At 69.5% G+C, this 12,338-nt stretch carries 12 protein-coding genes and 2 tRNA genes; 4 read left to right on the plus strand and 10 right to left on the minus strand.

Translation table 11 applies throughout. The annotated features are described in order from the left end of the window. Nucleotides 1-19: 19 nt before the first annotated feature. Nucleotides 20-1,732 (minus strand): cytochrome c biogenesis protein DipZ, encoded by a 1,713-nt coding sequence (locus MICNX66_RS12165; RefSeq protein WP_187662099.1) that lies wholly within the window; start codon nucleotides 1,730-1,732, stop codon nucleotides 20-22. 167 nt (nucleotides 1,733-1,899) lie between these two features. Here MICNX66_RS12165 and MICNX66_RS12170 point away from each other — a divergent pair, with 167 nt between their 5' ends. Then, on the plus strand, nucleotides 1,900-2,559 hold the full coding sequence (locus MICNX66_RS12170; protein WP_187662100.1) for a fasciclin domain-containing protein: 660 nt from the start codon (nucleotides 1,900-1,902) through the stop codon (nucleotides 2,557-2,559). A 135-nt stretch (nucleotides 2,560-2,694) separates the two neighbouring features. Continuing rightward, nucleotides 2,695-2,767: transfer RNA gene (locus MICNX66_RS12175), tRNA-Lys, on the plus strand. 8 nt (nucleotides 2,768-2,775) lie between these two features. Here MICNX66_RS12175 and MICNX66_RS12180 read toward each other — a convergent pair. Beyond that, entirely contained in the window at nucleotides 2,776-3,240 is a 465-nt protein-coding gene (locus tag MICNX66_RS12180; protein WP_187662101.1) for a hypothetical protein, read from the minus strand. 157 nt (nucleotides 3,241-3,397) lie between these two features. Between MICNX66_RS12180 and MICNX66_RS12185 the strand changes: the two genes are divergently transcribed. Further along, the gene (locus MICNX66_RS12185) at nucleotides 3,398-3,943 is read left to right on the plus strand and encodes a type 1 glutamine amidotransferase domain-containing protein (protein ID WP_025104283.1); all 546 of its coding nucleotides are present in this window, start codon (nucleotides 3,398-3,400) and stop codon (nucleotides 3,941-3,943) included. 3 nt (nucleotides 3,944-3,946) lie between these two features. Here MICNX66_RS12185 and MICNX66_RS12190 read toward each other — a convergent pair whose 3' ends face one another. After that, a complete protein-coding gene (locus MICNX66_RS12190) occupies nucleotides 3,947-4,465 on the minus strand; it encodes a CGNR zinc finger domain-containing protein (protein ID WP_187662102.1) in 519 nt (172 codons plus the stop codon). Nucleotides 4,466-4,490: 25 nt separating this feature from the next. Here MICNX66_RS12190 and MICNX66_RS12195 point away from each other — a divergent pair, with 25 nt between their 5' ends. Next, nucleotides 4,491-4,709 (plus strand): hypothetical protein, encoded by a 219-nt coding sequence (locus MICNX66_RS12195; RefSeq protein ID WP_187662103.1) that lies wholly within the window; start codon nucleotides 4,491-4,493, stop codon nucleotides 4,707-4,709. On the opposite strand, the gene MICNX66_RS12200 is transcribed toward MICNX66_RS12195, so the two are convergent. The 7 genes from MICNX66_RS12200 to topA form a co-directional block, all read right to left on the minus strand. Beyond that, a complete protein-coding gene (locus MICNX66_RS12200; RefSeq protein ID WP_187662104.1) occupies nucleotides 4,690-5,223 on the minus strand; it encodes a DUF1697 domain-containing protein in 534 nt (177 codons plus the stop codon). The genes MICNX66_RS12195 and MICNX66_RS12200 overlap by 20 nt on opposite strands. Next, nucleotides 5,220-5,801 carry an isochorismatase family protein gene (locus MICNX66_RS12205; RefSeq protein WP_187662105.1) on the minus strand — a complete coding sequence of 194 codons (582 nt, stop codon included), beginning with the start codon at nucleotides 5,799-5,801 and terminating at the stop codon, nucleotides 5,220-5,222. Before MICNX66_RS12205 ends, MICNX66_RS12200 begins: the two co-directional genes overlap by 4 nt. Nucleotides 5,802-5,879: 78 nt before the next feature. Continuing rightward, nucleotides 5,880-5,952 (minus strand) — tRNA-Thr (locus tag MICNX66_RS12210). A 69-nt stretch (nucleotides 5,953-6,021) separates the two neighbouring features. Then, entirely contained in the window at nucleotides 6,022-7,575 is a 1,554-nt protein-coding gene (locus MICNX66_RS12215) for an alpha/beta hydrolase (RefSeq protein ID WP_187662106.1), read from the minus strand. Continuing rightward, the gene (locus tag MICNX66_RS12220) at nucleotides 7,572-8,729 is read right to left on the minus strand and encodes a DNA polymerase III subunit delta' (protein ID WP_187662107.1); all 1,158 of its coding nucleotides are present in this window, start codon (nucleotides 8,727-8,729) and stop codon (nucleotides 7,572-7,574) included. The genes MICNX66_RS12215 and MICNX66_RS12220 overlap by 4 nt, the downstream gene beginning before the upstream one ends. 86 nt (nucleotides 8,730-8,815) lie before the next feature. After that, nucleotides 8,816-9,445 carry a dTMP kinase gene (gene tmk / locus MICNX66_RS12225; RefSeq protein WP_187662108.1) on the minus strand — a complete coding sequence of 210 codons (630 nt, stop codon included), beginning with the start codon at nucleotides 9,443-9,445 and terminating at the stop codon, nucleotides 8,816-8,818. Further along, the gene (gene topA / locus MICNX66_RS12230) at nucleotides 9,442-12,321 is read right to left on the minus strand and encodes a type I DNA topoisomerase (RefSeq protein ID WP_187662109.1); all 2,880 of its coding nucleotides are present in this window, start codon (nucleotides 12,319-12,321) and stop codon (nucleotides 9,442-9,444) included. The genes tmk and topA overlap by 4 nt, the downstream gene beginning before the upstream one ends. Nucleotides 12,322-12,338: the final 17 nt, after the last annotated feature.

Genomic DNA, 12,338 nt, shown 5'->3' on the forward strand with positions numbered 1-12,338 from the left:
CCCTCTTCCCGTGCAGACGTCACCCGAATGTGAACGAATACACCTCGACGCCGTTGGGGACCTCGAGCGTGAACGTGCCCTTCTCGATGTCGCCCTCCTCGAGCAGGCCGTACGAACGCGGCGTTCCGTCGATCCGGATCGTCTGCTCGTTCCCGTCGGCGTCCGTGACCACCACCTCACCCGACCCCGCGACGACCATGCGCACCTCGGCCGCGCGATACTGCAGCCGGATCCGCGCGTCGTCAGCCGTCGGCGCCACGTACTGGGTGTCCACTGTCCAGTCCCCGTCCAGCGCGAAGCTGTCGTCGGGCTGGTCATCGGGGAAGGTGAAGCTGCCGTCGCCGCGGCGGTACTCGTCGCCACCGCCGTAGTTGACGTCCTTCGAGGAGCCGAGGAAGGTCTCCCGGGTCGTGGCCCCCACCTCGGGGGTCTCGTCCTTCACGTCCGTGGCGGCGGGAAGCTCGACGTCGGGGTCGGCGTCCTGCAGCAGCTCCCTGATCATCTTCTCGGTCGCGGCGTAGTTGCCCTCACCGAAGGAGATGTGGCGCACGGTGCCCTCCGCGTCGATGAGGTAGTGCGCGGGCCAGTACCGATTGCGGTAGTTGGTCCAGGTGGAGAGCGTGTTGTCGAGCGCGACGGGGTACTCGATGCCGAAGTCGCGTGCGCCGGCGGCGACGTTCCCCGGATCCTTCTCGAACGCGTACTCGGGCGAGTGGACGCCGATCACCTGCAGCCCCGCATCACGGTAGGTCTCATCCCAGGCCACGACGTGCGGGATGGAGCGCTGGCAGTTGATGCAGGAGTACGCCCAGAAGTCGATGAGGACGACCTGCCCGCGCAGATCCTTCAGATCGATGGCCTCTCCGTCCGGGGTGTTGAGCCACTGCTGGATCCCCTTGATGGACGGCGCCGTGCCGCAGGACTCCAGCTCCGTCGCGCCGTTCGTGCACTGGTCGAGGTCCTTGTTCTCCTCGTTGACGAGGCCGCCGAGATCGAGGGCGTCCTGCACCTGCTCGGAGTCGGCGATCTGCTCCTGCAGCGGCGCGGTGTAGTCCGGGAGCAGCCGCTGCAGGGCCTGGGGGACGTTGAAGACGAGACCCACGGCGAGCGCGATCATCGCCACCCCGGCGGCGATCCGGAACGCCCGTTCCTTCGTGCGGAAGGCCCGGATGCGCTCGATGACGCTGCGACCGGCGAGCGCGAAGACCAACAGGGGCACGGCGACGCCGATCGCGAAGGAGACGGTGAGCAGCACGGTCCCGACGCCGATCTGCCCGGTGGAGCCCGCGACGATGATGGCCGCGAGGACAGGGCCCGCGCACGGGACGAAGACCGCCCCGAGGGCGAGACCGACGCCGAACCCGTTACCGCGGTTCTTCACCTCTCGCTGCCCGAAGCGCTGGAACGGCCGCTCCAGGATGTGCTGGAACCGCGGGACGATGAGTCCCACCCCGATGATGACAAGCACCGCGATGCCGACCCAGCGGATGATGTCCTGCGGCAGGTTCAGCAGGCCGAGGAGAAGCGACCCGGCGAGCGTCACGAGCGTGAAGCTGAGCACGAGCCCCGCGATGACGAAGTAGGGGCGGCTGCGTTTCGCCGGCACCGCCTCCCCCTCGTACGACGCCGACTGGGCTCCGCCGGTGAGGAAGATCACCGGGAGCACGGGCAGGATGCACGGCGAGATGCCGGTGATGAGCCCGCCGAGCAGGCCGATGATGATCAGGTCCATGAGGTCCTCGTCTCTGTCGGGTGCTGTTCGCGCCGACCCCCGGCAACGGATTGGATTGGATCCGATTTCGGAGAATCTCGAAATTCCTCCCATCCGATCCGCGGAGGCTTCCGAACAGCCCTCGACGCCACGGAGAGGCCGTGGCCGGAGTTTCGAAGGAGCTCGACATGTTCAGCACCAAGAAGAAGGTCACCGCAGCAGTCACCCTGGGTCTGGCGAGCGCATTCCTGCTCTCGGCATGTTCCATGGGCAGCGGGACGAGCACGGAGGAGTCGTCGGAGCCGACGACGCCGGAGTCGTCGGAGTCGACGCCGATGGAGATGGACCCCGCCGCGAACCTCGTCGGTCCCGGCTGCGCGGCGTACGCCGAAGAGGTCCCGGACGGCGCCGGTTCCATCCAGGGCATGTCCCAGGACCCGGTGGCGGTCGCCGCCTCGAACAACCCGATGCTGACGACGCTCGTCTCGGCCGTCAGCGGTGAGCTGAACCCCGACGTGAACCTCGTCGACACGCTCAACGGCGACGAGTTCACCGTGTTCGCACCGGTCGACGACGCCTTCGCGAAGATCGACGCCGCGACGATCGAGACTCTGAAGACCGACAGCGACCTGCTGACCTCGATCCTCACGTACCACGTGGTCCCCGGCCAGATCGAGCCGTCCGACATCGAGGGCATGCACACCACCGTCCAGGGCGCCGACCTCGAGGTGACCGGCAGCGGTGACGAGTGGATGGTCAACGACGCCAACGTCATCTGCGGCGGCGTGCAGACCGCGAACGCGACCGTGTACCTCATCGACTCGGTCCTGATGCCCCCGGCTGAGTAAGCCAGGGACGGTGCCGGTGACCCGACCGGCACACGGCCTCCCCGGTTGTCAGGAGGGACACGGGGCAGGTGAAGGGGCCGTCGGCGGCTGTGGCGCCGACGGCCCCTCGTCGTGCGCCCTCTAGACTGGGAGCACGGGCCTCTAGCTCAGTTGGCAGAGCATCGGACTTTTAATCCGCGGGTCGTGGGTTCGAGCCCCACGGGGCCCACCGCATCCTCAGTCGTCGCCGCCGGCGTTCCCGGCGAGCAGGTCGTCGCGGATCCCGGCGACGCCGTCCGGCAACGTCTCGCCGTGCATCACGAAGTCGGGAGCGTCAGGGCTCCCCCCGATGCCGCAGACGGCGACGTTGTCCTGACCGTCGATCGTCTCCGGGACGGCCACGAACCACACCGCCGACTGTTCCAGCCACTCGGTGGTCGCCATGTCGGCGAAGAACGTGGCGTTCGGCGAGATCGTGCGGATCTTGTCGGTGCAGAGGGAGACGAGCTGCCCCTTCGTGAAGGCACCGGCGGCCGGCGGCGACGACGTCTCCGCGGGCGTCGCGGTCGGTGTGGGGGCGGGCGAGGACGACGGCGTCGCCGTGTCGCTGGAGGTCGCGGTCGGCGTCGGTTCCGGGGCCGGCGTGCAGCCGGCGAGGACGACCAGCACCGGCAGGAGGAGGAGAGCGGGACGGAGGCGCATGTCTGGATCGTATCGAGTCGCCGATGCCCTTCCCTCCAGCGCGGCCGCTCTGTATCACCGTCGTCTCCGGCTGGCCACCCCCTGGCGACGCCCGGAGCCCTGCGAGAGGGTCGAGGAGTGCCCGGAACAGGGCGACTTCCCACCGAAAGGACGGACCATGACTCTCACCGGAAACCGCGTGGCATTCCTGGCGACGGACGGCTTCGAGGACAGCGAGCTCACGAGCCCCTGGGAGGCGGTGACGACGGAGGGCGCGAGCGCCACTCTCATCGCGCCGGACGGTGCCGCGATCACCGGCAAGAACGGACATGAGCAGGCTGTCGACCTGAAGGCCGCCGACGCCTCCGCCGACCAGTTCGACGCGCTCGTGCTGCCGGGCGGCGTGGTGAACGCCGACCACCTCCGCATGGATCAGGCCTCCATCGACCTGGCCCGTGCGTTCTTCGAGCAGCACAAGCCCGTCGGCGTGATCTGCCACGGCGCCTGGATCCTCATCGAGGCCGGTGTCGTCGACGGTCGGACGATCACGAGCTACCCCAGCCTGAAGACCGACCTCCGCAACGCCGGCGCGAGCTGGGTGGACGAGGAGGTCGTGGTCGACGAGGGTCTCGTGTCGAGCCGCACCCCCGACGACCTCCCGGCGTTCAACGCCAAGCTCGTCGAGGAGATCGGCGAGGGCAAGCACGCGGGGCAGACCGCCTGACGCTCAGCTGACGCGCGCCCGATGGCGCCGCACGGCCGCCCGGTTCGCGCACCTCACGGAGCAGAACCGCTGGCGGCCGTTGCGCGTCACATCCGCGACGACGTTCGTGCACGGCGGAGCGTTGCAGCGTCCGAGACGGTTCATCCCCCTCGTCACGAGGTGCAGCGCGGTGCCGAGGTTGATGATCGCGCGCAGCACGAAGGGCAGCGAGCGCACGTCGTCGCGATAGTGCAGATGCCACCCCTCGTCATCGTGGTTGGTGAGCCGCGGATAGGCCCCAGCGGCGGCGAGCTGATCGTTGAGCAGAGCGGCCCGCGCATCGGCGTCCGGTTCGTCGACGATGGCCAGCCAGTCGTCGATCACGGCGCGCACCTCCGCGTGGTCGTCCGGGGCCGGCGGAAACGTCTGCGTCATCCCCAGCGCGAGCGTGCGCTCCTCGATGCCCGCGCGGTCCTCCGGCCAGTCGTTCGCGAGGGAGGCGGCGAGGAGCACCGCATACTCGCCGTAAGGGTTGAGATGCATAAGACCATTACATCACGCTGGTCCCATGACCTCCTCCGACACCCTTCCGATCCCCCGGCTCGCCTCCCCCGCCGACGCCCATGAGCACGCCTGGCTCGTGGAGTCGCGCCATCCCACCAGCGAGGGCGTCGTCGTCTACGTCCGTTGCGTCGGCTGCGATTCCCGCCGGGTCGACCTGGCCGCGCACGCTCAGGTGCCACCGGCCGCGCTGAGCCGCGCGGTGGTCATGCCGTCAGGGCGATGAGCTTCCGCACGGTGCGCAGGTTACGGGCCGTCCCGGCAGTCCCGAGCGCACGGTCGAGCACCGCCTTCGTGAGTCTGGTCGTGTGCACTCCCCCGGCGGCGTAGTCGATCCACAGATCGTGCCCGACCAGGGCGAGACGCTCGCCCGGCACGAGACGTCCCTGCAGGGCATCGAGGGCGCCGGCCGCCGGAGCACCCTCGAGGAACATCGCGTGCACCAGCTTCAGCTCCCCCTCCGGGAAGGGCTGGGCCGCCTCGGAGTCGGCGAGCTCGGCGTGCGTGCGGTGGATGACCGGGGTGTCGACACCGAACTCGGCTGCGATCAGCGCGCGCACCGTCGCGCAGGACGCCGCCGGGTCTCGCGGGGTCGCGCAGACGATGTTGCCGCTGGCGATGTAGGTGGAGACGTCCTGCAGGTCGGTCTCGGTGTCGAGGACTTCCCGCAGCCGGGCCATGGGTACGCTGCTGCGTCCGCTGACGTTGACCGCGCGGAGGAGGAGGACGCTGCGACTCACGCCTCCGCGCTCTCGAGGAGTTCGGCACCGGCATGCGCGAGTTCGGCGAGGGCCGCGGCGCTCGATTCGGGGGCGACTCCGGCGATCAGGTCCGTGAGGATGCGGACGTGGACGCCGTGGGCGATCGCGTCGAGTCCCGAGGCGCGGACGCAGTGGTCTGTGGCGATGCCGACGACGTCCGCCGTGACGACCCCCGCGGCGCTGAGGACCGCGGCGACCGTCGCGCCGTCGTCGGACACCCCCTCGAACATCGAGTACGCCGGGCGCCCCTGACCCTTGCGCACGTGGTGGGTGACGCCGTCCGTCACCAGCAGCGGATCGTAGTCCGCCCCCGCGGTGCCGGCGACGCAGTGCACGGGCCAGGAGTCGGTGTAGTCGGGGGTGGAGGAGAAGTGCCCGCCGTTGTCGCCGTCCGCGTCGTGCCAGTCCCGGGAGGCCACGATGACCTCATAGTCGGCGGCGTGCGACGCGAGGTGGGCGGATATCGCGGCGGCCACCGCGTCACCACCCTGGACGGCCAGGGCGCCGCCCTCGGTGAAGTCGTTCTGCACGTCGACGATGAGAAGCGCTCTGCTCATGCTCCGAGCGTACGCCCCACGGCCGGGCCCGGAGACGAGGAAACCCCCGGGACCACGAGGGTTCCGGGGGTTTTCCTGAGCCGCTTGTCAGAATCGAACTGACGACCTTTTCATTACGAGTGAAATGCTCTGCCGACTGAGCTAAAGCGGCGTGCGACGCGTGAGCGGCGCGATCACCGATATTACCCTGTCTCGCGCTCGCTCGCGAATCGAGGCGCGCTCACTCGCAGCGCAGGCCGTCCTCCGGCACCACGTCTTCCAGCAGGAAGGCCTCCACCGCGTCATCCACGCAGACGTTGCCCTTGTTGTAGCCGGTGTGTCCCTCGCCCACACGGGTGATGAGGACGCCCTCGGAGAGCTGGTCGGCGAGCGACTCCGACCACTCGTACGGGGTCGCGGGATCGTTGGTGGTGCCGACGACGACGATGGGACCCGCGCCTTCCGCGGTGATCTTCTCGCGGGTGCCGGTGGGCGGATACGGCCACACCTCGCACGGGTCGGGTCCCGACCAGTACGGAGCGATGGTCGGCGCCCCCTCCGCGATCTTCTTCTCAGTGGCCGCCTCGGCCGCAGGGTCGTCCTCGACCGGGTAGTCCATGCAGTTGTACGCACGGAAGGCCTCGGTCGAGTTGTCGATGTAGGTGCCGTTCTCCCGACCGTTGTAGAAGTCGGCGAGGCGGAAGGCCGTCGACGGGTCGCCCTGCAGCGCCTCGTCCAGGGCCTGGGTCAGGATCTCCCAGCTGTCCTCCGAGTACAGCGCCGCGATGATCGCCGTCATCAGGGCGTCGGCGCCCATGAGCCGGCCGTCGCCGTTCTTCAACGGCGTGCGGTCCGCGCTCGCGAGCAGGGCGCCGAGATCGGCCATCGCCTCGTCGACCGTCCCGCTGAAGGGGCAGGAGCCGGAGTCGAGGCAGTTCTGCATGTAGGCCCGCAGTGCCGACTCGAAGCCGAATGCCTGCGTGGCGCCGACGTCGAGACCGGGGACGGAGGGGTCGATCGCCCCGTCGAGCACGAGCCGTCCGGCCTTCTCCGGGTAGAGCTTGGCGTAGGTCGCGCCGAGGAACGTGCCGTACGAGTACCCGAGGTAGTTGAGCTCCTTGTCGCCGAGGACGGCGCGGAGGAGGTCCATGTCGCGGGCGGCGTTGACCGTGGTGATGTACGGCAGGATCCCCTGGCTGTTCGCGTCGCACGCCTCTCCGAAGGCGCGAGCGGAGTCGAGCAGCTCGGACTCCCACTCCGGGGTGCCCCGCGGCGCGGCGGGGATGCCGTAGAGGTAGTCGTCCATCTCCTTCGCGTCGTAGCAGGTGACGGCGGTGGAGGCCCCGACACCGCGGGGGTCGAAGCCGATCACGTCGTAGTTCTCGATGAGCGCCGGGCCGACCGCGTAGTCCAAGCTGCCCTGGATGAGGTCGACGCCGCTGGAACCGGGTCCTCCGGGGTTCGTGAGCAGCGAGCCGACAGCCTCGCCCTCGGCGCGGTGCCGCACCACGGCGAGCTCGATCTCTCCCACGCTCGGGTCCTCCCAGTCGAGCGGGGCGGTGACGGTGGTGCAGTCGAAGCCCTGGCCGCACTCGGTCCAGTCCAGCTCCTGGGAGTAGTAAGGCAGGAGATCTTCGGCGACGCCCTCGGTGTCCGGGGTCTTCTCCACGGCCGGCTTCGAGGACTGCTCCGGGATCATGGCGTAGAGGCACCCGGAGAGCGCGACCGAGGCGGCGGCAAGACCGGCGATGAGCGCCGCGGAGCGACGGAGGCGGGGCAGGGATCGAGTCTTCACGGTTTCCTCCCGCTCGTGACGGTCACGAGCAAACTCTCGAGCGCGAGCAGCGGGGCGACGTTGCGCTCCAGCGCCTCACGGGTCTCGGCCAGGTGGTCGAGCACGACGAGCGTGCGCTCCACGCTCCATGCGGACGCGAGCCCGGCAAGTTCGGCATGCAGCTCGCGGTTGATGAGGTCGTCTCCGCGACCGTACTGCAGCATCACGACGTCGCGGAAGAGCGACTGGAGGTCGGTGAGGACGCGGTCGATGCCGTCCCGCAGACTCCGCGTGGCCCGCTTCTTCTGATCGTCCTCCAGTGCCGACACCTGAGCGCGCAGCGCCGGAGGCACCGCCTGACCCTCGGCGACCCCGACGGTGCGCAGCAGGGCGGCGCGTTCGGCCGCGTCCCGCTCGGCGGTGAGGGCCTTGGCGTCTTCCGTCGCCGCTTGGATGATGCGTCCGGCGACCTCGACGGCGTCGTTGACCCCGCGCACCCCCATCACGGCACGGAGCGTCTCGTCGCGGCGGCGCCGCGCGGCATCGTCGGTGGCCAGACGCTGAGCCATGCCGATGTGCCGCTGCGCGTGTCGGGCGGCCTGCTCGGCGACCGCCTCGTCCACACCCGTGCGGAGGCTGATGAGGCGGGACACGTCCGCCACGTCGGGCTCGCGGAGGCGGAGCGACCGCACGCGCGACCGGATCGTGGGGAGGAGATCGGCCTCACTCGGCGCGCACAGGATCCAGACGGTCTGCTCCGGCGGCTCCTCCAGCGCCTTGAGCAGCACGTTGGAGGTGCGCTCCACCATCCGATCGGCGTCTTCCACCACGATGACCCGGTAGCGACCGGCGGACGGGGCGAAGTAGGAGCGTTCGACGAGGGCGCGCGCCTCGGCGATGGTGATGATCACCTTGTCGGTGCGCAATGCGGTCACATCGGGGTGCGTCCCGGCGAGGACCTGCCGCATCGTGGCCTCGTCGTCGGGCCCCTCGGCGATGAGCGCGGCCGCGAAGGCATAGGCGAGGGTCGACCGTCCGGACCCCGGAGGGCCGGTGATCAGCCAGGCGTGCGAGAGTGCGGCCGGATCGGATGAGGCGGAGCGCAGCGTCTCGACGGCGGCTTCCTGCCCCCAGACGTCTGCCCACGGAAAAGGCGGGGCGAGGGTCGAGGGCATGCACTCAGCCTAATCGGCACCGCCGACGCTCCCACCACCCGGCGGCGACTCTGCGTCCGTCCGGATGACGATGTCTCCGGGGAGGATCAGTCGAAGAGTGCGGAGACCCGGGCGCGGATGCGGTCGGCGATGCGCTCGGGTGCGTCAGCGGCATCGATCACGAGGAACCGCCCAGGCTCCGCGCGGGCCAGGTCGAGATAGGCCTCGCGCACGCGGGAGTGGAAGGCCTCCTTCTCGGCCTCCAGCCGGTCGAACGGCTTGTCGGCCGAATCGAGGCGCATGCGCGCGGTGGCCGGATCGAGGTCCAGCAGGACGGTGAGATCCGGAAGAGCCCCTTCGGCGGCCCAGAGCGACAGGTCGCGGATCTCCGTGGCGTCCAGAACACGTCCGGCGCCCTGGTAGGCCACCGAGGAGTCGAGGTAGCGGTCCTGCAGCACGATCTCACCGCGAGCGAGTGCGGGTCGGACGACCGTGGCGACGTGGTGTGCGCGGTCGGCGGCGTAGAGCAGCGCCTCCGCACGCGGGGCGATGTCGCCGCGGTGGTGGAGCACGATGTCGCGGATGAGCTGCCCGACCTCGGAACCTCCCGGCTCCCGAGTGCGCACGACCGTCTGACCGCTCTGCTCCAGCCAGGTGGCCAGGAGGTTCGACTGGGTCGTCTTCCCGGAGCCGTCCCCGCCCTCCAGCGTGATCCAGAGGCCGGAGCCTGCGGTCACGAGTCCGCCTTCTCTGCCGCCTTCGCCGCCGCGTTCGCCGCCCGGGTCGCCGCCGCCTTCTTCGCCGCCGCCGAGCGGGCCGCGGAGGTGGTCGACGTCTTCGCCGTGGACTTCTTCGCGGTGGAGGCGGCCGTCTTCGCCGGAGCCTTCTTGGCTGGAGCCTTCTTCGCGGGGGCCTTCTTGGCCGGTGCCTTCTTGGCCGCTCCACGCTTGGGCGCCGGACCCTTGGCGCGCTTGTCCGCGAGCATCTGCACGGCGATCTCGAACGTGATGTCGTCCGGGGTCTGTCCGCGCGGGATCGTGACGTTCGTCTCACCATCGGTGACGTACGGCCCGAACCGGCCGTCGCGCACACGGATGGGCTTGCCGCTCACCGGGTCGGCGTCGAACTCGGCCAGCGCGCTCGACGCCCGGCGGGCGCCGTACTTGGGCTGCTGGTAGATCTCCAGTGCCTGCTCCAGAGTCACGTCGAAGATCTGCGACTCGCTCTCCAGCGACCGGGAATCGGCGCCCTTCTTCAGATACGGACCGAAGCGCCCGTTCTGCGCGGTGATCTCGTCACCCGTCTCCGGGTCGACGCCGACGACGCGGGGCAGGCTCAGCAGCTGCAGCGCGGTGTCGAGGTCGATCGTGTCCACCGACATCGAGCGGAACAGCGAGGCGGTGCGGGGCTTGGGCGCCGCTTCCTTCTTCGCGCCGCGCTTCCCCTTCGCGCTGGGTGCCTGAGCCTGTCGGAGGTCGACGACCTCACCGGTGGCCTCGTCGACGGCGGCATCGTCGGAGACCGGATCGTTCTCCTGCACGTAGGGACCGAAGCGGCCGTCCTTGACGACGACGACCTTGCCGTTCTCCGGGTTCACGCCGAGGACGCGGTCGCCGGCGACCGGCGCATCGATGAGCTCCTGGGCCTTCTCCGCCGTGAGCTCGTCGGGAGCGAGGTCTTCGGGGACGTTGACGATGCGCGGCTTGGCCTCCGGATCCTTCGGGTCCGCCACCTCGAGGTAGGGGCCGTACTTGCCGAAGCGCAGCGTCGCAGTGTCGGTGATCCGCGTCGAGTTCAGCGCCCGGGCGTCGATCTCCCCGAGGTTGTCGACGACCTGTCGGAGCCCCACGTGCGAGTCGGAGCCGAAGTAGAACGACTTGAGCCACTCCACGCGGTTCTGCTCGCCGCGTGCGATGGTGTCGAGATCGTCCTCCAGCGCGGCGGTGAAGTCGTAGTCGACGAGCTCGGCGAAGTGCTCCTCGAGCAGGCGCACCACGCTGAACGCGAGCCATGTCGGTACGAGGGCCTGTCCGCGCTTGACCGCGTACCCGCGGTCGAGGATGGTCTCCGGGATCGTGGCGAAGGTCGAGGGCCGGCCGATGCCCTTCTCCTCGAGCACCTTCACCAGCGAGGCCTCGGTGTAGCGCGGCTTCGGCGTGGTGCGGTGCCCCTTCGCCTCCGCGGCGGACACGGCCAGCTCATCCCCGACGGAGACCGCGGGCAGGGACTGGTTCTCGGCGGCGTCCGCGTCGCTGCGCTTCTCGTCACGCCCCTCCTCGTACGCCTCCAGGAAGCCCTTGAAGGTGTAGACGGTGCCCGAGGCAGTGAACTCGGCGGTCTGGCCGTCCGCCTCGACCGCGATGGTGACGGTCGTCGTCTCGTACTTCGCGTCCGACATCTGGCTGGCGACGGTGCGCTTCCAGATGAGGTCGTAGAGCCGCTGCTCCTCGCGGTCGAGCTCGCCGGACAGCGAGGACGGCGTGCGGAAGTTCTCCCCCGAGGGACGGATCGCCTCGTGCGCCTCCTGGGCGTTCTTGCTCTTCGACTTGTACACGCGCGGCTTCAGGGGCACCGCGCTGTCGCCGTAGAGAGCCACGGCCTGGCTCCGCGCCGCCTGCACCGCCTGGGTGCTCAGCGCCGTGGAGTCGGTACGCATATAGGTGATGTACCCCTTCTCGTAGAGGCGCTGGGCGACGCTCATCGCCTGCTTCGCACTCATCGAGAGCTTGCGGCCCGCCTCCTGCTGCATCGTGGAGGTGGTGAACGGCGCGTAGGGGCTGCGCGTGCCGGGCTTGGCCTCGACCTTGGTGACGGTTCCCGCCCCCGCGGCGTCGACGGCTCGCGCCAGGGCAGCCGCCTTGGCCTCGTCGAGGACGACGACCGCCTTCTTGAGCTTCCCGGTGTCGTCGAAGTCGGACCCCCGGGCGAGCTGTCCGCCGTCCACGCGCACGAGGCGGATGCGGAAGGAGGTGCCGGTCGCCGCGGCGTCGGCATCCACGTCCCAGTACTCCGCGGACACGAAGGCCATGCGCTCGCGCTCACGGTCGACGATGAGGCGCGTCGCGGCGGACTGCACCCGGCCGGCGGAGATCCCCGTCTTGACCTTGTACCAGAGCACGGGCGAGACGTCCCACCCGTAGAGGCGGTCGAGGATGCGCCGGGTCTCCTGCGCGTCGACGAGGGCATGGTCGAGCTCGCGGGTGTTGCCGACCGCGGCCTGGATCGCGTCCTTGGTGATCTCGTGGAACACCATGCGCTTGACCGGCACCTTCGGCTTCAGCGTCTCCAGCAGGTGCCAGGCGATCGCCTCGCCCTCGCGGTCCTCATCAGTGGCGAGCAGGACCTCGTCGGCGTGCTTGAGCGCGCGCTTGAGTTCGGCGACCGTCTTGGTCTTGCGGTCCGACACCACGTAGTAGGGGTCGAAGCCGTTGTCGATGTCGATGGAGTACTTGCCGTACGCCTTCTTGTCCTCGGCCGGGATGTCCTTCTTGTCGGCGAGATCGCGGATGTGGCCGACGGAGCTGAGCACCTCGTAACCGTCGCCGAGGTATCCCTGAATAGACCGCATCTTCGTCGGGGACTCGACGATGACGAGCTTCTTGCCTTCAGCCAAGGGGCGTCCTTTCTTCG

The sequence above is a fragment of the Microbacterium sp. Nx66 genome, from assembly GCF_904066215.1.
Lineage (GTDB): Bacteria > Actinomycetota > Actinomycetes > Actinomycetales > Microbacteriaceae > Microbacterium > Microbacterium meiriae.

What these genes read in the sequence shown, in the direction of transcription:
- MICNX66_RS12205 (WP_187662105.1), bottom strand. Translation starts at nt 5,801, where the DNA reads ATGAGCAGAGCGCTTCTCATCGTCGACGTGCAGAACGACTTCACCGAG.
- MICNX66_RS12180 (WP_187662101.1), bottom strand. Translation starts at nt 3,240, where the DNA reads ATGCGCCTCCGTCCCGCTCTCCTCCTCCTGCCGGTGCTGGTCGTCCTC.
- MICNX66_RS12185 (WP_025104283.1), top strand. Translation starts at nt 3,398, where the DNA reads ATGACTCTCACCGGAAACCGCGTGGCATTCCTGGCGACGGACGGCTTC.
- MICNX66_RS12195 (WP_187662103.1), top strand. Translation starts at nt 4,491, where the DNA reads ATGACCTCCTCCGACACCCTTCCGATCCCCCGGCTCGCCTCCCCCGCC.
- MICNX66_RS12165 (WP_187662099.1), bottom strand. Translation starts at nt 1,732, where the DNA reads ATGGACCTGATCATCATCGGCCTGCTCGGCGGGCTCATCACCGGCATC.
- MICNX66_RS12170 (WP_187662100.1), top strand. Translation starts at nt 1,900, where the DNA reads ATGTTCAGCACCAAGAAGAAGGTCACCGCAGCAGTCACCCTGGGTCTG.
- MICNX66_RS12190 (WP_187662102.1), bottom strand. Translation starts at nt 4,465, where the DNA reads ATGCATCTCAACCCTTACGGCGAGTATGCGGTGCTCCTCGCCGCCTCC.
- MICNX66_RS12220 (WP_187662107.1), bottom strand. Translation starts at nt 8,729, where the DNA reads ATGCCCTCGACCCTCGCCCCGCCTTTTCCGTGGGCAGACGTCTGGGGG.